This is a genomic window from Bacillus sp. CH140a_4T (genome assembly GCF_008923725.1).
Lineage (GTDB): Bacteria > Bacillota > Bacilli > Bacillales > Bacillaceae_G > Bacillus_A.
On the sequence record NZ_WBPF01000005.1, the window covers coordinates 582,887 to 603,970 of the forward strand.

Annotated in this window: 17 protein-coding genes, 1 pseudogene and 1 riboswitch; of the genes and pseudogenes, 6 read left to right on the forward strand and 12 right to left on the reverse strand. The window is 34.9% G+C overall.

Annotation, left to right across the window (positions count from 1 at the left end; all coding sequences use genetic code 11):
- Window positions 1–463: 463 nt before the first annotated feature.
- Together F8162_RS04000 and F8162_RS04005 are read left to right on the forward strand one after the other, a co-directional pair.
- On the forward strand, window positions 464–1,156 hold the full coding sequence (locus tag F8162_RS04000; RefSeq protein WP_151634767.1) for a response regulator transcription factor: 693 nt from the start codon (window positions 464–466) through the stop codon (window positions 1,154–1,156).
- Window positions 1,157–1,160: 4 nt separating this feature from the next.
- A complete protein-coding gene (locus F8162_RS04005; RefSeq protein WP_151634765.1) occupies window positions 1,161–2,393 on the forward strand; it encodes a sensor histidine kinase in 1,233 nt (410 codons plus the stop codon).
- 371 nt (window positions 2,394–2,764) lie between these two features.
- On the opposite strand, the pseudogene F8162_RS04010 reads toward F8162_RS04005, so the two are convergent.
- A pseudogene (locus F8162_RS04010) lies at window positions 2,765–3,284 on the reverse strand (IS4 family transposase); the annotation flags it as partial.
- 344 nt (window positions 3,285–3,628) lie between these two features.
- A riboswitch (SAM riboswitch) is annotated at window positions 3,629–3,736 on the forward strand.
- Window positions 3,737–3,819: 83 nt separating this feature from the next.
- Here F8162_RS04010 and mmuP point away from each other — a divergent pair.
- On the forward strand, window positions 3,820–5,229 hold the full coding sequence (gene mmuP / locus F8162_RS04015; protein WP_151634763.1) for an S-methylmethionine permease: 1,410 nt from the start codon (window positions 3,820–3,822) through the stop codon (window positions 5,227–5,229).
- Window positions 5,204–6,181, forward strand: a complete 978-nt coding sequence (gene mmuM / locus F8162_RS04020; RefSeq protein WP_151634761.1) for a homocysteine S-methyltransferase — start codon at window positions 5,204–5,206, stop codon at window positions 6,179–6,181. Before mmuP ends, mmuM begins: the two co-directional genes overlap by 26 nt.
- Window positions 6,182–6,955: 774 nt before the next feature.
- Here mmuM and F8162_RS04030 read toward each other — a convergent pair.
- The 6 genes from F8162_RS04030 to F8162_RS04055 all read right to left on the reverse strand — a co-directional run bounded on the left by F8162_RS04030 (window position 6,956) and on the right by F8162_RS04055 (window position 16,110).
- Window positions 6,956–7,288 carry a DUF1904 family protein gene (locus F8162_RS04030; protein ID WP_151634759.1) on the reverse strand — a complete coding sequence of 111 codons (333 nt, stop codon included), beginning with the start codon at window positions 7,286–7,288 and terminating at the stop codon, window positions 6,956–6,958.
- Between the two features lie 722 nt (window positions 7,289–8,010).
- Window positions 8,011–8,316, reverse strand: coding sequence for a monooxygenase (locus tag F8162_RS04035; RefSeq protein WP_151634757.1), 306 nt, complete (start codon window positions 8,314–8,316; stop codon window positions 8,011–8,013).
- Window positions 8,317–8,683: 367 nt separating this feature from the next.
- Window positions 8,684–9,433: a class I SAM-dependent methyltransferase gene (locus tag F8162_RS04040; protein ID WP_151634755.1), complete on the reverse strand. Its 750-nt coding sequence runs from the start codon at window positions 9,431–9,433 to the stop codon at window positions 8,684–8,686.
- A 371-nt stretch (window positions 9,434–9,804) separates the two neighbouring features.
- Window positions 9,805–10,311, reverse strand: coding sequence for a GNAT family N-acetyltransferase (locus F8162_RS04045; protein WP_151634753.1), 507 nt, complete (start codon window positions 10,309–10,311; stop codon window positions 9,805–9,807).
- A 615-nt stretch (window positions 10,312–10,926) separates the two neighbouring features.
- A complete protein-coding gene (cypD, locus tag F8162_RS04050; protein ID WP_151634751.1) occupies window positions 10,927–14,124 on the reverse strand; it encodes a bifunctional P-450/NADPH--P450 reductase in 3,198 nt (1,065 codons plus the stop codon).
- Between the two features lie 507 nt (window positions 14,125–14,631).
- Entirely contained in the window at window positions 14,632–16,110 is a 1,479-nt protein-coding gene (locus F8162_RS04055) for a DHA2 family efflux MFS transporter permease subunit (RefSeq protein WP_151634749.1), read from the reverse strand.
- A 492-nt stretch (window positions 16,111–16,602) separates the two neighbouring features.
- Here F8162_RS04055 and F8162_RS04060 point away from each other — a divergent pair, with 492 nt between their 5' ends.
- Window positions 16,603–17,199, forward strand: a complete 597-nt coding sequence (locus F8162_RS04060; protein ID WP_151634747.1) for a hypothetical protein — start codon at window positions 16,603–16,605, stop codon at window positions 17,197–17,199.
- A gap of 223 nt (window positions 17,200–17,422) precedes the next feature.
- On the opposite strand, the gene F8162_RS04065 is transcribed toward F8162_RS04060, so the two are convergent.
- From F8162_RS04065 to F8162_RS28665, 3 genes are all read right to left on the reverse strand, one after another.
- Entirely contained in the window at window positions 17,423–17,821 is a 399-nt protein-coding gene (locus tag F8162_RS04065) for a DUF1259 domain-containing protein (protein WP_151634745.1), read from the reverse strand.
- Between the two features lie 284 nt (window positions 17,822–18,105).
- Entirely contained in the window at window positions 18,106–18,267 is a 162-nt protein-coding gene (locus F8162_RS28660; RefSeq protein ID WP_000441003.1) for a hypothetical protein, read from the reverse strand.
- A gap of 65 nt (window positions 18,268–18,332) precedes the next feature.
- Window positions 18,333–18,506 carry a hypothetical protein gene (locus F8162_RS28665; RefSeq protein WP_192797600.1) on the reverse strand — a complete coding sequence of 58 codons (174 nt, stop codon included), beginning with the start codon at window positions 18,504–18,506 and terminating at the stop codon, window positions 18,333–18,335.
- Window positions 18,507–18,639: 133 nt separating this feature from the next.
- Between F8162_RS28665 and F8162_RS04070 the strand changes: the two genes are divergently transcribed.
- Complete coding sequence (locus F8162_RS04070) at window positions 18,640–19,017, forward strand: hypothetical protein (RefSeq protein WP_151634743.1); 378 nt, start codon at window positions 18,640–18,642, stop codon at window positions 19,015–19,017.
- A 284-nt stretch (window positions 19,018–19,301) separates the two neighbouring features.
- Here F8162_RS04070 and F8162_RS04075 read toward each other — a convergent pair whose 3' ends face one another.
- Together F8162_RS04075 and F8162_RS29310 are read right to left on the reverse strand one after the other, a co-directional pair.
- Window positions 19,302–19,961 (reverse strand): serine/threonine protein kinase, encoded by a 660-nt coding sequence (locus tag F8162_RS04075; protein WP_151634741.1) that lies wholly within the window; start codon window positions 19,959–19,961, stop codon window positions 19,302–19,304.
- A 792-nt stretch (window positions 19,962–20,753) separates the two neighbouring features.
- The coding region (locus tag F8162_RS29310) for a hypothetical protein (protein WP_318836124.1) at window positions 20,754–21,084 on the reverse strand (331 nt) is incomplete at its 5' end.

Here is a 21,084-nt window from a genome sequence, read left to right on the forward strand (position 1 = left end):
TAAATGGCTTTTATGCACTTATTTAAGTACACACATACTTTTCAAATTCTCGAAAATCCGCTCCCATTCAGCTCTTATTCTCAATGAGATGTTTTTAAAATTCATTTACATAATTAATGCGAATCCAATTTTCATTTAACATTTTTGTATAAGTTAAGTTAACTTAAATAAAACATTACTGATTTTATAAAAACGGACAATTTCAACAAGATTCTATTACAAGGTTTTTCATAATATAAGCAAGAACATGTATGAATTATGTAAATATTCCGCTTTAAATAATTGTTGTATCTCATTATGTGTTGAAAAGCTGAAAGCCGATTTGGGTATTATGCTTATACTCAGAAAAGCCTCTAAAAGTCCATTTCCATACTAAACTATTTTAAATTAGCCAATCAACGTGTAAAATAACTGTCATAATCTAAAATACTGCCATAATCAAAGACAAATGAGGAGAGATACTGTGGATAGAGTATTATTCGTTGAAGACGATAACGATCTAGGAATGGCTATTGAGTTTACTCTAAAAGGAGAAGGACTTGAGGTTATAAGAGTTTCTACTGTACAAGATGCAAAAGACCAATACGAAAATAATAAATTTGACTTAGCCATATTAGATGTTGGACTCCCAGATGGAAATGGGTATGATTTATGTACCTATCTTAAAAGAAAAGGTGATATACCTATTATTTTTCTCACAGCACTAGATGAGGAGGCAAATGTAGTAATGGGCCTTGAAATTGGTGGAGATGATTATATAACAAAACCCTTTAGGGTAAAAGAGCTATTATCTAGAGTAAAGGTACAATTAAGAAAAAAAATTAAAACAGCTTCTAATACTATATTGAGGTCTGGAAATATACAGCTTGAAGTTGAGGCGGCCAGAGCTTTTAAGCATGAGAAAAGTATAAATTTAACACATTTAGAATACAAACTTTTATTAACGCTAATGCTTAATCCTCATAAAGTGTTACAAAGAAATGAGATATTGAAAAAAATAGTAGATGAAAGTGAAGTGTTTTTCGATGAAAATACTCTTTCTGTTTATGTAAAAAGATTAAGAAGTAAAATTGAGGATACTCCACAAAATCCTAACTGTATAATTACACAAAGAGGTGTCGGATATTTCTGGAATAAAGACGTCAGTAAGGAGTAATTTAATGATAAATAGAGAAATAAAAATTAATATACTTACATTAGCATTAATCTCTTTTTTATTTATTATATATCAAGTTATCACAGTTCATATTCTATATGACCATTTAAAAAATGATTATATTACTATTTGGAGTGAAATTACCGGAAAACTAATTACACAAAACCCAGAAAATGAATACGAAATAATACAAGCACTTACAAATGATACAGCGAATAAAAAAGATTATGCCAGCGATGGAGAAATGCTATTAAATCAATATGGTCTATCTGCTGAATTGGATTCAAGACTTTTTCCTTATCTAAATAAACATATATCCCAAAACAATATATACATGTTCCTTGGAGCAATAGGGTTCAGCTTAATCCTAATTTTTCTAAATTACTTACAATATAAATCTTTTTTCTTAAAAATTAGAAATGTAACAGCTGCAGCGAATAAAATTATTGAAGGTGATTACACCATTGATATAAAGGAAAATAGAGAAGGAGATCTAGCAAAACTCGCTAATTCTTTTCTTAAACTGAAAAATGTTATTAGAAAAAGTATGCATAATTTATTGGAAGAGAAACAATTTTTAATTCAAACTTTACAAGATATTTCTCATCAACTAAAAACACCACTCTCAACACTAACAGTGAACAACGATATCTTATTACAAGGTAAATTAAATGAACAGCAATATCATTTTTTACACAATAATGAAGTTCAAATTTCAAGAATCAGCTTTTTAATACATAATTTATTAAAAGTTTCAAAAATAGATGCTAGGGCAATACTATTTGAAAAAGAAAATTCTGATATTATTGATACAATTTATGAGGTCATTGCTAGTTTGAACAGTAAATTAAATAAAAAAAATATGAACATACATTTAAAAACCAATGAAAAAATATCACTTTTCCATGACAGTATTTGGATGCAAGAAGCTTTATTAAATATTTTAAAGAATTCCATTGAACATTCAAATGATAATAGTTCTATTTATATTGAAGTCACAAACTCTCCTATTCATACTGAAATTATAATTCGAGATTTTGGTGAAGGTATTGCATCAGAAGATTTGCCATATATATTCGATAGATTTTACAAAGCAAAAAATTCTAAAAAAGAAGGATCTATTGGAATTGGCTTAGCACTAGCAAAATCAATTATCGAAGCTCATCACGGATTTATTAAAGTAGAAAGCCAAAAACATTCATTTACAAAATTTACAATTACTTTTATGAAGTATTGATAGTCATTAAATTTTTTAACATCCACACTTTAAGTATAATTTTCAATAATTAATTAGCGTTGAAAAAAAGAAGAATGACTGTGGAGAGATAAATTTTTCGTTTTTAGGGTATTATAGGAACTTATCTTGATGGTCATGGGGTCTTGTCACATATCCATCAACTTAAGGATGTGTGACAAGACCCCTAACACTATAAAATTAATTACTATTTTCACGTCTTTCTATAAATGTGATTTGTAGCATACATCTGCCACAATTTAAACCATAACTTTACCCGGAACGTTAAATATAAATAACTATAAATAGACATTGAAAAATAAAGCCTACATCTCCAATTACTAAGTAATTGGAGATGTAGGCTCTTTTATTTTTTTCCCTGGTCCAACTTGAAAGTTAAGAAATTCTCCACTGTGCAGATCATATTCTAATTGAATTTTGATTCCAGCTGTTTGGGCACACCCTCCTGAGCCTAGATATACATTCTCTAAAGCATTTGGCACTTGAAATACGGTGGCATCTAGGATACGGACTCGTTGAAAATAAGAGAAAAGGTGGTTAGAAATTTGTGTTTGTTCACATATCTTTTGTTCTAACAGTAAAAAAATATGTTTTAAAAACAAAACTGCTATAGCATTTAAACGTATATTAAGCCCTCAGGGCTAAATAAAGTGCCTATCGCTGCATGAAGCCTACTACATAATCGAACCAAGGAATCACTGCCACCCGTTGACTAATCCAAATGCAAATAGCAGCTAAGTCTGATCCAGAAAACTTACGTTTTCACTTTATAAATCCTATTTCTCTTGCAAGTTCTTCTAAGAATACAGGTTTAACATATCGTTGTAATTCTTCTGCAAATGGTAGTAATTCATCTTGAATCGAGAGATTCATAAGAAAACATCATCCTTTCTAATTTAGCTTGTTTAGAAAAGATAACGTTTTTTGATATTTGAGGGTATTAAAATCTCCTGAGTTGCTGGTTATGTATGGTGACCCCATAGCCAAAGAAATAAGAAGATATTTAGAAGTGCATAAAATTTTGAGGAAGTGCTTGTGAACCGTATCATAAATAAATGAAGTTTTATATGTTCGATTTTTAAATAATACCCAAGAAGGAGTGGGTTGCAGTTATAGAAATACTCTATTTTTTGTATTTCTATAATAGATAATTTTTAAAAAAAAACAGAATTATCTTGACAGTTATTGAATGGATTGATAAGGTTATAAAAAAATATTTCTTATCCAGAGAGGTGGAGGGACTGGCCTTATGAAACCTCAGCAACAGGTCTGCTTAAGTAGACACTGTGCTAATTCCAGCGGGTGATAATCCTGATAGATGAGAGCTTCCGTTTTTATTTGTCAGTAGCGCCCTCTTTTTTAGAGTGCGTTTTTGTTTTTTCTGGATAGTAACTAAAGGAGAGTAGAAATGGAGAACAAAAATGGGCAAGAATTTCAAAGGAAAATGCAAGCACGTCATTTAGTCATGCTATCACTTGGTGGGGTGATTGGAACTGGCTTATTCTTAAGCTCGGGTTACACTATTCAACAAGCTGGCCCGTTTGGAACAATTCTATCCTATCTAATTGGTGCGCTAGTGGTTTATCTAGTTATGCTATGTTTAGGAGAGCTTTCCGTACATATGCCTGAAACGGGCGCATTTCATAGTTATGCAGTTAAATACATTGGACCGGGTACAGGGTATACAGTAGCCTGGTTGTATTGGTTAACTTGGACTGTTGCTTTAGGTTCTGAATTTACAGCCGCAGGATTACTTATGAAGCGATGGTTTCCATCGATTAATGTTTGGGTATGGAGTGCTCTTTTTGCCATTTTGATCTTTTTATTAAATGTCCTGACTGTTAAATTTTTCGCCGAATCCGAATTTTGGTTTTCATCGATAAAGGTTATAGCTATTGTGATTTTTATTGTTTTAGGAGTAGCGGCAATGCTAGGTTTTCTTCCGATGACTCATTCAAAAGCAGCACCATTCTTTTCTAATTTTACAAGTGGAGATTTATTTCCTCATGGTGCTACCGCCATTATAATGACCATGCTTGCGGTTAATTTTGCTTTTTCGGGAACAGAATTAATAGGCATTGCAGCTGGAGAAACAGCGAACCCGGAAAAAATGATACCGAAGGCCATTCGAATTACTCTGTGGAGATTGATCATCTTTTTTGTAGGAACGATTGTTGTGTTATCTGCGTTATTGCCTATTTCCGATGCAGGGGTATTAGAGAGCCCTTTTGTTGCAGTTCTAGAACGAATTGGGGTGCCATATTCAGCTGACATAATGAATTTCGTTATCTTAACAGCCATTTTATCTGCAGCAAACTCAGGCCTTTATGCCTCTTCTAGAATGCTTTGGTCGCTTGCTAATAAGAATACGATATCCCCGATTTTTGGAAAAATGACAAAGCAAGGTGTTCCAATCAACGCCGTCATTTTCAGCATGGCGGGTGGAGCTTTGGCTTTGCTCTCAAGTATTGTGGCACCAGATACTGTCTATATCGTACTTGTTTCCATTTCTGGTCTAGCAGTAGTTGTAGTTTGGATGAGTATTAGTGCTTCCCAGTTCCTATTTCGCAGACAATTTTTGAAAGAAGGAAATTCTGAAAAGGACCTGATTTATCGTACACCACTATATCCATTAGTACCAATTGCTTCTTTTATCCTTTGTCTGGCATCGTGTATTGGAATTGCATTCGATCCAACACAGAGAATTGCCTTATATTGCGGCATACCGTTTATTTTGTTTTGCTATGGAAGTTATTATCTAACAAAAAATCTAAAAAAGAGGGGCGTAGATTATGTCGAACAAAATCAACCCAATTGATGCTATTTTATCCCAACATTCCATTATGCTTCTTGACGGAGCATTAGCTACAGAATTGGAGGCGCATGGATGTAATTTGGACGATCCCCTTTGGTCGGCACGTGTGTTACTAGAAAATCCGGAACTAATTTATCAGGTTCATTCGGACTATTTTCGTGCTGGAGCAGACTGTGCCATAACAGCAAGCTATCAAGCTACTATTAGTGGTTTTTCCGCGCGTGGAATACAAGAACAGGAAGCTTTGGAATTAATTAAGAAAACGGTGTTACTTGCAAGAAGGGCAAGAGATGATTTTTGGAAGGAAAATACGCAAACGAATAGGCCTAAACCATTGGTTGTTGCATCAGTTGGGCCGTACGGGGCTTATCTTGCAGATGGTTCAGAGTATGTAGGCAACTATGGTGTGACAGATAAAACATTAGCAGACTTTCACCGTTCGAGAATGTCAGCGTTAATCGAAGCAGGTGCAGATCTATTGGCATTTGAAACAATCCCTTCCCTGCAAGAAGCAAGAGTATTAGATAGATTATTGCGTGAGTTTCCAGAAACATATGCGTGGCTTTCCTTTTCGCTAAAAAATGAGAAAGAGATTAGTGAAGGTATGAAACTCGTGGAGTGTGCACGAGCTTTTGAGAAAAGTGAACAAATTGTAGCGATAGGCATCAATTGTGCGCCAGTAACCGTTGTGACTGGTGCAATCCAAGCGTTGAGGGAAAACACCAAAAAACCGATTATTATTTATCCAAACTCTGGTGAAACTTATAATCCAGAAACAAAAACATGGCATGGTCATGAACAATGTAACGCGTTGGATATTCAATCTGAAAAATGGTACCAAGCAGGTGCACGTTTAATAGGTGGATGCTGCAAAACGACCCCTTATCACATTGAGGAGATATCGAACAAGTGGCGTTCTTCCGAGTTTTTCTATTCAAACGAAGCAAAACAGTAATGTAATGGATGATAATCTATCTTTGTGTGTATTTTCATGATTTGGCTTGTTCAGGAATCTACAGTTACGTCTATTGGCACAAAATGTCTTTTCAGAGACACAAATATGGATGGTAGCCTCGGGAATCCAGTGGACTTTTGGGTACCTTAGATATGGTAGACAACATGCTAAATCTTTTAATGAAGATATAATTGATCCAATTGAAGGTGAAGGGGACCATTTATTCGTAATTAAAGTTAACGAAGAGGTTAATTTAGTTATTCAAAAAATAGTTCAATAACTATATGAAAATTTGTTGTGGTAAAAATCCTTGTTATAGTAGTAAATGTGGTCATATTGTTGTAAAAAAGGATAGATGTAAACAGGTATACTCCCCTGTTCATCTATCCTTTCCTTTTTACCTTATAAAATGTGTGACATTATATTCAATCGTATAAATATAGGATTTCATTACTATTGCCTTGACTTTTAATAAAACGATAGGGTTTATTTGGTATGCGTATTATTAAGAGTATGCTTCTATTTTAGGAATGCTTTACCCCACAAAATAAAAGTACACTTTGTTTCCATTCTTAAGTTGATGGGTATGTGGCGGTACCCCATACCCATCAAGCTAATATTTTGATGTCCCCAAAAACAAAAATTTTATCTCTTCAAAGTTAGTTGTCTATGAGAATTGAGTTCATTTTTTTGTTTTTGGATATTTGCTTTACTTAGCTTGATTGCACTGTGGTTCTACCCCTTATAAAGGTTATAAAAATCTTTCAAATAGCTCTAACTTGCACAATGCTTCCCGTTAATATAATACGCTGATTCTGTGAAAACCGTAAATACAACCTCTACTTCTGGAAGTCCAAAATCCATTACATATGTAGTAATGGCCTTGGCAAATCGATCGCGAATTTCCTGTCCACGCTCGAACCATTTCACTTCAATAAGAGGAAACGCTTCTATTTCTTCTCCATTGAATACAAACGTAGAACTTGGTAGTTCCAAGGTGAAATTATCCGTACCACACTCACAGATATCTGCGAGCTCTTCTACTAATGGCTTGCTTATGTGTTTTAATTGTTCAGTAGTAATTCCACGAAACACAACATGCGGCATGTGAATCCCTCCGTTAGATAGCTTTATATTTGCTCACATCATAACACAATTTATTTTGCTGCACTAACATCTATTGGTACATTTCAATGACATTCTTAAGAATGATCATATGTTATTGAAGCAATACATGTATTGTAACTTTTAAAACATTTGAGAGCTCGATAATTGGATAAGTAAAAAAGCCTTATCATTCTCCCTGTCAGGAGGCATGAGGGAAGGCCTCTATTAGGAAAGGAATGGTGTGCTTATATATTTTAAAAAGAAAAGACACCCTAAGGTGCCTTCCTCCGACTTGATAACCACTTTAATTTTAATAACATTGGATTCCCATCCTAATACTATTTTACCACGTTAAGTAATGTTGGTCATTGAGAAAGTCAAATACGTAGTGTTCATATATAGTGATCCCTAGGAGCATGCAAGATTTAATAAAGTTTTTTGTTGATTCAACAAAAAAAGAAACCTAAAACCGTACCAGGATAGGAATGTATAAAAAATGCATAGGTCGATAGAAAAAGAAAGGAGATTCCCTTGTAAGGGGAAGATTCCTCCTTGTCCTTGCTACTGCTAATAGGACGTTATGTTAACTTCATATGAATGGAGCATACATAAGTTGAATTGTAGATGTCCCTAAAATAAAAAAATACGCTATTCTTTCTATAGCATCAATTCAAAAAAAAGAAGGGATTATCCCCTTCTTTTTTTGAATTACGTGTCCCTTATTATTTACTATAACCACGATTCAGTTTCGTTAACTTTTCATTAATGTGAAAAATTCTTACTCTAATATCTTTAACACCAAATGCTTGAAGTCTGTTTTTGTGCATTTCTCCATACTTTTCAGCATCTTGTTTTTCTTCAAATACATAGATGCCTCCAGCTTCTTTCGTTTCTTGATTCTCCGTCCATATTTTCCAATGGAATCCTTCTTCGTCATTAATACTTTTTGCTAAATCCCAAAATACTTTTTCCATTTCTTCACCAAAAGGACCTTCAAACGGGAAATCAACTTGTAATAAATATGCCATTTTTCACTCACCCCTATTTTCAATATTTTTCAATTCGAATGCAGGTAATACCTTAAATGATTGCTGCTATTATTCCTGCATTCATTTGAAATTTCACCTGTATTTTTACACCCCCCACTGATTATTAGCTTTCACCAATCGGGCTTTTACGGGCAGTTTATTTCCCACCTAACTCCCTCGCATTCGCCGAATTTTGAGGTAGGAATCTTACTGCCCGTTAATGCGGGATAAAATAATTACAAAATGATAGTGACTTGAACGCATACAGTTTAACGGCTTTAGGTTATGTTAAAAAAAAACAGCCATTCCTTAGTGGAACGGCTGTTTTCGTAATTCAATAAAGGCTCCCAGATTGCGGTAGATATTTTTAAATATTATCTTGTTTTTTTGACTTGATTATAATAAAAGATGGACTTCGCGATTCGTTTATTAAATCTGGCATTTTCTCTATCCCTGCCAAAGTTGATTGTGGTTCGATTATTTTATCCAGCGAAAGCCCGTGTTCAATTAAAGTATTTATTAATGTGGCAACAGTTCTATGAAAAATAACCACACTATCGTCAACAAACCAGTTGTGTACTCTAATTCCTTCTTCTTGATAATCATCTAATGCCCAGTGTGATTTATTACCATCCTCAGTTTTTATCCAATGGTTGCTTCCTTTGCGAGCTGTTGCTATTGGGTGTTCGGTTGAAAAGATAAATTCACCACCGCTTTTTAATAATTCATTAATCTTTTGAATCATTGCCGAGTAATCTTCAATGTAATGTATAGAGAGGGAACTTATAATCAGGTCGAACTTTTGATTGGTTAGTCCCATATCCTCCATAGGAAGACACATAAATTCTATGTTATCATCCTGATTTAACTTTTTAGCACGTTCAATCATATTTTTGGATATATCTACACCTATTACGTTTTTTGCACCATTTTCTATACAATACTTTGAAAAATGACCATCACCGCAACCCAAGTCTAATACCGATTTCCCTTTCAAACATAGAATTAATGATTTGATTGCTGGCTGTTCTATGAAGTCATTAGCGTTTATTCCACTTTCACGCAACGCTGTATAGTTTTTGAAGAAATTCGGATTATCGTAAACATTTTGTTTCACTTACATCACTCCTCTGACAAGGTGTTCATAGATTAAGCTGACTTCTGTTTCCAAATCATCATACTAACCATAAAAATTTTATCATCCTTTTATTATAGTAATGTTTTTTAGGAAGATATCTCAAACTCAATACGTTCACACTCCTGCCCGTTTGCTGAATAATCTGCTGTAGATACTATACCGTATTAAGAAAATTAACCTTTATTTTAATTAAAAGAAAAAATCTTACATGAAATTAAACTTATGTAATGTAAGATTGATGGGCATAGAGCACCGCCCACATTTTAATTATTTTATAGACCAAGCAATTCTCAAAAAAGGATAGCACAATTTAAATTATGATTTTGATTTAAACAATGCGTTCTGAGACACTACTCTTCTTCTAAAATAGCGTAATAATATTCATCCCACCATTCATTTCCATGGGGTATACACTTCCTGAAATATCCTTCTCTTCTCATTCCAATTTTCTCCATCAATCGATATGATGGAGTATTTTGTGGCTGACATGTAGCTATAATTCTATGTAATTTCATTTCCTTAAATCCATATTTTAATGTAGCTTGTGCTGCTTCAGAAGCATATCCTTTATTGAAATATTTAGGGTTGAATACCCACCCAATCTCGTAAGTATGCTCACCAAAATATTTATGAAAAACAATATGACCAATCAGAATATTTTCATCTACCAGTATCACAGGAAAGTTCTCTGCATTTCCACCCATATTTCTATTTACAAAGTTTCTTGTATCTTCTTCAGTACAAACCCCTTCGGGTATGTATTTCATAACATTGCTATCTGATGTATACTCATGGACAGCTTGCCAATCTTTGAACTCAAAATTTCGTATTAATAATCTTTCTGCTCTTATAAACATTTACTTTTCTCCTCTCAAAAAATCGTTTCTTTATTTCAAATCCACATTCAACCCTTACACTAAAAAGAACTTGTAGGAATCTCTGCAAGTTCTTTTTAGTGTAAGTTGAATATATGGGACAAACAAACTATCTTACAGATTCATCATAGAAACTACAGGAATAGTACTTTGATAAATATATCATATAACAAATATTAACATTTTTATATTTTTGAAAATTATGTTAATTGAGGGCGAAAATAGCTTTTTCTTAACTATTCTTAATTTCGTTTACTACTAAATTCATTTTACTTAAATAAAATGCTTGATTTGATTATTTTTGCAACTTCTCGTGAATGAGTAACAACAATTACGCATTTTGTTGAGTTTAAATTAAAGTCTACTTCTCCCTGATGTTTCCCCTTTTTATTAAGTCAAATCTACCATGTTGTGTATATAAAGCATAAAGATTATTGGATTTTGAATCAACATATACGCCCCTTTTATTTAAAAATAAGAAAACCCCATATTCGATAAAAAATACAGGGTTTTTATAAAGCAGTTTATTTTGTTTAAAGTTATACTTAGTCGAAAGAAGTTCGTGAATTAAATATTACTTATCTAATTAAGAAGAATTTAGATTCCAGCCCAAACATCTTTTCCATATCGCCCTTCATCTTGCACACGATCCAACCAATTCCTTGCTTCTTGTTCACTGACTTCATGAATTTCTTGATATGCTTGACAAAGGGTGTCTTCTACGTCAGGAGCCATTTTACTTCCATCACCACATATATAAAGATGAGCCCCATTATCTAATAACGAAATTAAATTGATTCTATCTTGTTTTATTAAATGCTGTACATATGTTTTAGGATATCCTTCTAGGCGAGAAAAAGCTGTGTGTAAAGAGATTAATCCATCTCTTTCATCATTTTCTAGTTCTGTACGATAGAGATAATCCTTTTCAGGATGACGACAACCAAAATATAGATGTGCTTGTCCTAAGTTCATACCTTTTTGTTTTTGAACACGACGCGCTTGCAAGAATCCACGGAATGGTGCAATTCCAGTACCTGGTCCAACCATGATAATTGGTGTTTCTGGATTTTCAGGTAATTGAAAGTTTGATTGTGGCGTTCGAATGAAACAAATAATCTCATCTTTATTATGACGCTGAGCTAAATAATTAGAAGCGACTCCTTCATATGTCCCTACCCCACTCCATGCAGGTGCATGAACAACACCAACCGTAATGCTCAGACGATCCTGTGCAACGAGTGGAGAGCTTGAAATAGAATAGTAACGCGGTTTGAGCGCAGGAAGAAGTTCTAAAAAACGTTCAAATCGGAGTTCACAAGCCTCATACTTTTCAAGAAGATCCAACATTGACATACGTTTCTTTAATATTTGTTCATGATAAACTCCCTCTTCCAATAATGATTCCAATTCCTTTTTATGAGGAGGGCATGCTGTAAATGTCACCATTTCCCGTATTTGTGCTCGAGTGGCCGCTTCTTGAACTTCTACACTATAACTAAGAAGGTCAAATAAACTAACAGGACTGTCTAAAGGTATGTGATTTACACTTCGTCCACTTGCACTCAATATGACTTGATCCTTCCCATTTAATCCAAAGCGTTTTAAAATTCGGTTGACATTTTTCTCACTATTAATTGGTAGCACCCCAAGGTGGTCACCTTCTTGATACGTAGCGCCTTCTGGCAAGGATATCTCAATATGTCGCGTGCTTCTTTCACTGCTAGATGATTGAAGTTCACGATTTTCTAGTATAGATGCATAAACTGCTTCATATGTTCGCGCAAGAGGAGATCCTCCAAGACGACTAACAAATTGTAAACTTAATGTACTGCGTTCTTTCTCAATGTTTTTGTTAAGTTCCAATCCAAATGCCTTCATCGCATCAGACCACATACTTTGTTTCCATTGCTCGAGCTGTTCCTCGAAATCACCACTTGCATCCGCTTCTCCACGTGTAGAAAATCTTGTTGCTCCTTTTTGAGCCATTTGCTCATCAATGTATCTTGGAATTCGCTGATAAGTACTAGCCCAATTATGATCTCCACAACCAAAAACTGCGTATTGAACACCTTTTAGCTCGTCCGGTTTTAATTCCTCCAACCATTGCACAAACTGCCCTGCATTACTTGGTGGTTTTCCATTATAAGAAGAAGTTACAATAAGAACCGCCCCTTCTTTTGGCAGACTTCCAATTCGATCGTTAAGAGCAACCACTTCCGTTTGAACACCTTCTAAACTAGCTGTATCTGCTAGTTCTCTTGCAATACCTTCTGCTACCCCTGTATCCGATCCATACAGAACAAGAAGCGAAAGATTATCGGCTCCAATAATAGAAGGAGTCTTCTGAACTGGCTGCTTAATTTCATGGTTTTTCAGTTTTTCCTCTATAGGCGCAAGAACAGTAGTATGGCTAATAGTTTGATTTCGGGGTAGAATCCTAATTTTAAAATCACCAGGCTTTAGCGTTAATGTTTGTTTTACGTCCAGCTGATAGTCTTGATAATCAATGAATTCAAAATGTTGAAGAAGCATTCCCATTACGATTGTGGCTTCATGAAGTGCAAACTGCATACCGATACAAGCCCGTTGACCATTTCCAAATGGCTTATAAGCATGATGAGGAACCTTATCCAGCTCTTCAAATCGTTCAGGTTGGAATTCTTCCACATTGTCTCCCCATGCGTCTTTATCCCTATGTAGCTGTGGAATAAGAACAGAAATACGATCTTCTCCTTTCTTAATTGGATATTTCCCACCAATCACTGTATCTTCTTTTGCATAGAGACTGAATGCTGGAGCAGTAGGCCATAGACGTAGCGATTCATTTAAAATCATCCGGATATACTTTAGTTTCATAACTTGTTGGTATGTTGGAGTGGGATCTGTTAAAACCCGATCTACTTCTTCATAGGCTTTTTTCAATTTATCTGGATTCTTTAATAAAAAATAGATTGCAAAAGATAATAATCCACTTGTTGTTTCATGCCCAGCTATTAAAAAAGTGATAATTTGGAAACGAATATTTTCATCATCTAATTTTTCACCAGTTTCCGGATCCTGCACATTTAACATACGGGAAAGTAAATCATTTTCTTCCTGACTTCCACTACTTTTACGTTCAGCAATAATATTATCTACTAAAGAAAACATAGATTGAATATCATGCTGAAATTGACGTTTCGTTCTCCACATGAGTTTATCTTCTATATCCAGCCGCTGTAATTGGTGCATCGCCTCATCTAGAGCACGGCTCATGCTAGTAATAAAAGGATGAGAGGTCTCACGATAAAAGCTATTAAATCGATAATTAAAACCACATAGACCAATTGTATCCAATGTAAGGCGAGTCATATCCTCCGGAACATCTACGTTTTCATTCGGATTAAGCCGTGCCCATTTTTGAACGAGTTGTACGGCAATATCGACCATCATAGCATGATAATCTTTCATTGCTCGTTGGCTGAATGTAGGCATCAAAATATTATGAGCTTTTTTCCAGTTAGGCTCGTGAGTCTCGCTTGTAAATAATCCGTCTCCAGCAAAGGCGCGAACTTTCGCTAAAGCACCCTCTATACTTTTATCAAATCTTGTTTCGTCACAGACTTCTGCTACCAATTCGTGTCCAGAAACGACAATGATGGTATCACTTAAAGTTTGAATTCGAAAAATGGGACCATACTCTTCCGCCAGCTTGATAAACGATAAGGTCGGTTTATCTTTATCGATTAATGGGAGATTACCCAGCGGTCCATATGTTTTCGGTTGAGGAATGGCAGATACTTTTTTATCCATTAAAAACACCCTTTCAAAAAAGCATGAAATAAAATATCCCATTCAATAAAAAAGAAGATAGCAATGAATCGCCTGGGATAAAGATATGTAATTGATTACCTTATTTTATCTTTTCCCTAACTATTCCTGATTATGATATTGCGTATAAGGCTGGTAATTTAATTTGTTTGTTGGCAATTAGTTTTATAACTTGCAGAGAAAATACTAAATTAAAATGAAGCGTATTATTATAATGTTAATCCGAAATTGAGAGCAAAAGATTGTAGTATTGGGAAAAACAGTAGTTTCTCATGTCAATTCAAACAAATACGATAAGCAAGTATACTGTGTTACTAATAAAAAAAGATCTGATATGAATATCAGATCCTTTTTACTATATATAATTATTTCACTGATTCTTTTCCAGATTTAAATACCAGCACCTTAGCAGCAGAAATTTGCATTTCTTCATAGTCTAACTAAACAGTAAAAACTTATAGGAATCATGATCTAAAGTTTTATTTTACTCTACCGATTTAACCTCTCGACAGCTTCCGCGCTTGTATCTACACGTTTAACGAAAAAAACTAATAGTAGTGCAACAACATTCATACCAAGCGCTACATAGAATGAATATTGAATTCCGGATAATAAAGCCTTCTGAGTTACTATTACCTTCGTAGCTTCTGTGAAGGTTGTTGGATCTACATCAGCCATTAGACTTTCAGCTTTTGTTTTTGTTACAGAATTCATAATCGTAACAAGAATAGCAGTACCAATCGAACCGGACACTTGTTGAGCTGTATTATTAACAGCTGTACCGTGCGGATTTAAGCGAGTTGGCAATTGATTAAGGCCATTTGTCATAAGTGGCATCATCACCATTGCCATCCCAAACATCCGCAGTGTGTAAATAAGAATAATATGTGTGTGACTAGAGTCGAGTTGCAGATTTGCTAGCATATAAGTTGAAACGGCTGTAATGGAAAGTCCTACTATACCAAGAATACGAGGGCCATATTTATCGAATAGTTTACCTGTAATTGGTGACATAATCCCCATTATTACCGCACCTGGAAGCATCATTAGTCCTGAGCTCAGCGGCGAAATACCGCGGACATTTTGTACATAAGCTGGTGTTAAAATCATACCCGAAAACATGGCCACTGCGTTAACAATCGCAATTACAGAAGCAAGTGCAAACATTGGGTACTTATAAACACGTAAATCCAATAACGGTTCATTCATTTTTAATTGGCGGATAATGAAAGCAATTAAGGCAATAGCGCCTATGAATAAAGTTGTTAAAACAATTTTATTCGTCCAACCATCGGAACTTGCAGAGCTGAATCCATATAACAAACCGCCAAAACCGACAGAAGATAATAGTAATGAGAGATAATCAAGTTTTGCATTTTTATTTTGCCTCATGACTTTCTCCGATTTCCAAATCCCTAACAATAAGCTAATGATTGCTAACGGTAAAATCATTTCAAAAAGCAAACGCCAGTCATAATACTCTACAATATAACCCGATAGTGTCGGTCCAATTGCTGGGGCTGTAATCATAACTAATCCAAAAATCCCCATCGCTGTTCCCCTTTTTTCTCTCGGAAAGCTTACTAGCATAATATTCATTAACAAAGGCCCCATGACTGAAGAACCTGCTGCTTGAACCATCCGACCAGTAAGTAATAAACTAAAGTTCGGTGCTAAAGCCGCTAAGGCCGTACCAAGAATAAAAATTAACATAGATGTAATAAATAAGCTCCTATTGGAGAAGCGGGTTATTAAAAATGCTGACGCCGGAATTAATACGCCACTTACAAGCATATACCCTGTAGAAAGCCACTGAATCGTTGAATAATCTTTAATGTCTAAATCCTTCATTATTGATGGCAAGGCTACATTTAAAAGCGAGTTATTTAGAAATGAAACAAATGCTCCAATAAAAAGGATCACAAGCATTAAATATGGTGGTTTTCTTTTATGTAATGTTTCACTCATATATTCATTTGCCCCTTCATTATAAATTCCATTAATTCGTTTAAATCGTTTGCATATCTGTACAAGAATACATTATCCTTGCAGTATTTTGCCAAACTCTTCGAATGGATATTCTCTTTTTTGCAATTCTACTTGCTCAACATAACATGTTTAAATCTTTTTTATTGCTTAAACCCTATAAACAAGTTTGTTAACCGAAATTAAATTAGGCTGAATTAAACAAAAGGAGCAACTGAAAATCCCCTTCTAAAATAAAGTGAAACTTGAATCAGTCGGACTTTTACAAGCAGCCCCCTATCTAAATTCTTTGCTTTCGCTGAATTTTGAGGTAGAGGTGTTTTGTTACCCACAAATAGCCGGATAAATCAACAAGAACACACACCCATTCCTTTAAATACAGGCTTGTAAATCTAGTTATGTAACCATCCATAAAAAGGAATATTTCATAGGCTAAGTCTAACATTACATTTTTAAAGTGAGGGGAATAAGCTTATGCACCAATGTTGGTATTTGAATTCAGAGGGCAACGGTGAGCAATATAATAACCAAATTGCAATGTCATCATTATATTTACATCCCCAAATAGCTAAAGCTGAGGGAATGAATGATTTGAAGATTCCTGAGAATTGGAGTTTTCGAGTCTATCCATTTGGTTGGGATTCACCAGTCAATTATACAGGTTTCAATCCCGATCCCCCTCCCTTCCCTTTAGGTCAGCCAATCCATTATGCAGGGACGATGCCCCAAGGACATCCCACTAATTGGACTCCATTACAAGGCCATGCAGGTTTTAATTTTCAAAAACCTCCCTTACCCTGGGCTCAACCATTCAATCATACAGGGATGTTCGCACAAGGCCATCTTGCCGCTTTACTATCGTCGCCAGCCAAGCCTTTTCATTTTAATACCAATAATAACTGGGGTATTTTTGGAAATCCTCCAGGATGGGGCGGACAAGGAAGTCCTATGGGATGGGGGAATAACGGTCAGCCAGGAATGCTTGGAAACTTACTGACAGCAGGAAAAGGCACCATGAATGGAATCGGAATGCTTAGTAGTCTAATCGGTATGGGGAAGTTCTTCTTTTAGTTAATTAGAACGGGAGGATAGATCCATAGCCAAGAATTAAAAACCATTTCCTTTTAATCTTCTCAAACATACTCCCTCCAAGTTCGTTTCCTCGTTTTTCAAATTATAAAAACATCAAGAAAAGACATTCCAAATATGGAACGTCTTCTTTCACTTTATAAAACCATTCAACAATCTGAAATATTCTAACCAACATACTCACTCATTTAACTAAATAAATTGGTTAATTGCATAACGCACGTCTAACTTTCCTTGCGAAACTTAGCGGATCATCAACGTCCTCGATATTAACGTAAATTAAATTCGGATCATCACATAACCACTCATTGTGTATAGACGAAACGATTATTCCTTGTTTAATAATTGTAGCAACAAATCCATTGACTTCTTTTTGCAATAGCGCTACCCGGCCTAGACATAATGCTCGTCCAGTTTTATTATCTCGTGATTCGAATGAGAAGGAAGTTGTTACTCTAAAACGTTTTCCTAAAATAGTTGCTTGTATTTCATCCCGATTTATTGTTGCCACACATTTTCCACCGGCGAATCCTTCTTGGCCACCGATAATCCTTGCAAACTGTTGACAAATTAATTCATCATTACACGCCATACCTTGAATCATCCCCCCTTTTACTATTAGGTTATGAATGAATACTTAGGTCTGAAACGGTAATGAATCTATTCTGTTACAAAAAAGATTATCGGAATCTAACGAAGTCTATTATATGGTAAGGCATTTTTAGAGGCATAAAAAAAACACCCTAAGGTGCCTTCCTCCAACTTGAAAATCATATCTATGTATGGAAAAATTTAGAAAACAACAGTTTCTAACTATAATTTATAAAGCTATTATGCCATGAATTACATACATATTTCCTTATTTACTGGAAGCAGAATCCCGTTATATTACTTTCTAATTAGTCTCGTTAAAGCCATCCCAATAAATCCAGCACCCATCCCTATTAGCCATCCAGCATGGGTGTCACCTAATATAGATCCCACTCCTCCGCCAAGAAACATGCAGCCAACAAATACTAATCCTCCAATTCCCCAATTCGGCCGTTCCATAGTCAATCACATCCCTTCCATAAAACATATGCTTATAGTTATCTAAACTTTCTTGCATAGGATGGTTAATTATTTTGCTTAAATTTAGCACTTTCAGGCCATTCAAAAGATGCGAAGATTGACCAATTTGAATGAATTGCAGAATGTGAATTTAATTTTTTCATATTATAATACCTTAAGAGTTGTGGAACAAATTCTTCTTCAACTAACGAGTTAATAGAAGTATGGAGATTTTCCACAATTTATGGCTCCCCCCTCGTTATCATGTTAAGAAAAAGCAAATTCCACAAAAACGAAAATTATATGTATCATTGACTACTGTTAATGATGCGTTATGTCATACAATGGAGTTACTATTAGAAAACTGTGAGGATGATTACGTTGATAAAATTTGTAATTAGTTATGCTGCAAGTCTGTTTGCTTTTATTTTTGGGTGGTTCTTGATTTCATATATTTCTCATCCTAGCTTTATTCACCCGAACGTTGTATTAGAATTCATTAAAACGATCGTCACTTATGGTAGTATACCGGCTCTTGTAGCTTGTCTAATTGGGGAAGTGTTATACAGGAAAATCAAACGATGTAGAGAATTTCAATTTGGGATTCCTGTATTTATAGGACAAGCAGTTATCTATGCACTTATACCATTTCTTTTTCTTTTTCCTTTTAATTCATCCCATTTCTTTGATTTCGTTGCACCTGTTATTATGGGGTCCTTATCTTTTTATTTCGTACGTAGAAAAATATAATTAACTTCAAGAGTGTGACAGAAAGAAGCCTGAGTGAGTAAAGCCCGCTGTATAACCATACAGAGCTCAAAGGACGCATCAATTTTTGCGAAATAAACAAGAAAAAGAATAAAGGGTTTGAGGAAGAAAATAAGTAATTGCGTGAAAAAGAAAATGTAAAGCTTACTGATTACTTCATGAAGTAATCAAATTAGGACCGTACATATTAGACATATCTAAAATGTACGGTCCTTTCGTTTACTAGTGGTTTACTTATATAACCTAAAGTTAAGTATGTGATCCTTTTACCATTTGAAATTCTTTTTAAACTTCTTATATTTTCTATACGAATGTCTAACAATGTTTAACATAAAATACGGTATTTTAATAGGGAAAGGAAATTTATAAATGAAAGGTAAATAAAATATAAAATATGCCTTTTCTAGGTCTCTCCACTTACTATCTTCTTTTGTTTTTAAGAAATCAGATACATCGACTACATATCCTCTTCCGTTTTCCATCATCACATTTTTCCCGTGAACGTCACAAGGAGTTAATCCTTGTTCTCTTGCATACTCTAATGCTTCATTGATATCAAAGATTACCTGCTTAGGAATTTTAATCCCCTTATGAATAGCATCGTATAAGGTAATTTCTTTTAAACGTTTCAATACTATGAAATTTTCTCCTTTATATATAAGCTTTGAATAAGAAGGATGATTTCCGATTCTTCGGTATACTTCTGACTCTTTTTCAATTCCTTCCCCTTCTCGTGCGTAAACTTTCACTACCCAATCTTTGTATTCTTTATGCATAAATACTGCAGCATAATTACCTAGCCCTAAACACTTCCAAAGTCTAGGAATATCTTTAACTACTACAGGCTCGAATTCATCCTCACTTCTTATGCTTACCTCTTTTAATAATTCGTCCTTTATCAATCCCACAAAACTGTTTATACTCATCATTTCCACTCCGTTTTTGCTAAAAGGGGTACCACCCAATACCCATCAAGCTAAGCTTATATAAGTTTAATTCCACGTAAGAGTTTTTCTTTCTTCTAATATATCATTATGTCTCGGTTAAGGAAAAATGTAGAGTTACGCTAAAATAAAGAGTTTGCGCGGTTTAATTAAAACCATCGTTCTGGGGTATTCGCTTTTCTTAGCTTGATAACGATGGGGTACCGCCAGCATTTTGGAAAAAAACCACGCTAAGCAAATTCGGATATTAAAAAAACTGATTAATCCATGTTTAGGTTAATCAGTCTTTTAGTATTTAATGGAGTTAATTTATCCAATCTTCAAAAATTATTAATGTTTTATTTGCTGCACCCATCTCTATTTGTATACCAATTGGGGCAGTTAACATCGGATGAGTATGGCAACAATCAAGTTCTGCAATAAAGGCGTTTTAAAACCTCTAATAGAACTTGAAGTGACCTTCGAAAGCGAGGCGCATATCACAACACCTAAACCATCTGTTCCCTATATTCTTTAGGGGATAGGTGGTTTAATTTTTCTTGAATTCGCACAGTTGTGTTGGTATCATGTTAACTTTTTATGAATATGGTGTATGTCCTGACTATTTATTGAATAAGTAGGGATAAACATACAAGAAAAAAAGCTCACTTTGCATTATATGTAATAAATATGATAAGTAAAGGGGGGTGGTTGTTTATTTATGTCATCCAATTATAGAAAACACTTCAACCCTTGTAATATGCCTTGCGCATTTCCAGTTCCTATTCCAGGAGATCAAGGAATTACAGGACCTACGGGAGCAACAGGATTACAAGGGATTCCAGGAGCAACTGGATCTACTGGGGCAACTGGACTAACCGGATCTACTGGACCTACTGGATCTACTGGATCTACTGGACCTACTGGACCTACTGGACCTACTGGATCTACTGGACCTACTGGACCTACTGGACCTACTGGACCTACTGGATCTACTGGACCTACTGGATCTACTGGACCTACTGGGTCTACTGGATCTACTGGACCTACTGGACCTACTGGATCTACTGGACCTACTGGACCTACTGGATCTACTGGACCTACTGGACCTACTGGATCTACTGGA

Bases quoted from the DNA above. Each gene is read 5' to 3' on its own strand.
- mmuP (WP_151634763.1), top strand. From the start codon at position 3,820: ATGGAGAACAAAAATGGGCAAGAATTTCAAAGGAAAATGCAAGCACGT.
- F8162_RS04035 (WP_151634757.1), bottom strand. From the start codon at position 8,316: ATGGCATATTTATTACAAGTTGATTTCCCGTTTGAAGGTCCTTTTGGT.
- F8162_RS04075 (WP_151634741.1), bottom strand. From the start codon at position 19,961: ATGAGTATAAACAGTTTTGTGGGATTGATAAAGGACGAATTATTAAAA.
- F8162_RS28660 (WP_000441003.1), bottom strand. From the start codon at position 18,267: ATGGAACGGCCGAATTGGGGAATTGGAGGATTAGTATTTGTTGGCTGC.
- mmuM (WP_151634761.1), top strand. From the start codon at position 5,204: ATGTCGAACAAAATCAACCCAATTGATGCTATTTTATCCCAACATTCC.
- F8162_RS04070 (WP_151634743.1), top strand. From the start codon at position 18,640: ATGATTACGTTGATAAAATTTGTAATTAGTTATGCTGCAAGTCTGTTT.
- F8162_RS04005 (WP_151634765.1), top strand. From the start codon at position 1,161: ATGATAAATAGAGAAATAAAAATTAATATACTTACATTAGCATTAATC.
- F8162_RS04030 (WP_151634759.1), bottom strand. From the start codon at position 7,288: ATGCCGCATGTTGTGTTTCGTGGAATTACTACTGAACAATTAAAACAC.
- F8162_RS04045 (WP_151634753.1), bottom strand. From the start codon at position 10,311: ATGTTTATAAGAGCAGAAAGATTATTAATACGAAATTTTGAGTTCAAA.
- F8162_RS04065 (WP_151634745.1), bottom strand. From the start codon at position 17,821: ATGATTCAAGGTATGGCGTGTAATGATGAATTAATTTGTCAACAGTTT.
- cypD (WP_151634751.1), bottom strand. From the start codon at position 14,124: ATGGATAAAAAAGTATCTGCCATTCCTCAACCGAAAACATATGGACCG.
- F8162_RS04055 (WP_151634749.1), bottom strand. From the start codon at position 16,110: ATGAGTGAAACATTACATAAAAGAAAACCACCATATTTAATGCTTGTG.
- F8162_RS04060 (WP_151634747.1), top strand. From the start codon at position 16,603: ATGCACCAATGTTGGTATTTGAATTCAGAGGGCAACGGTGAGCAATAT.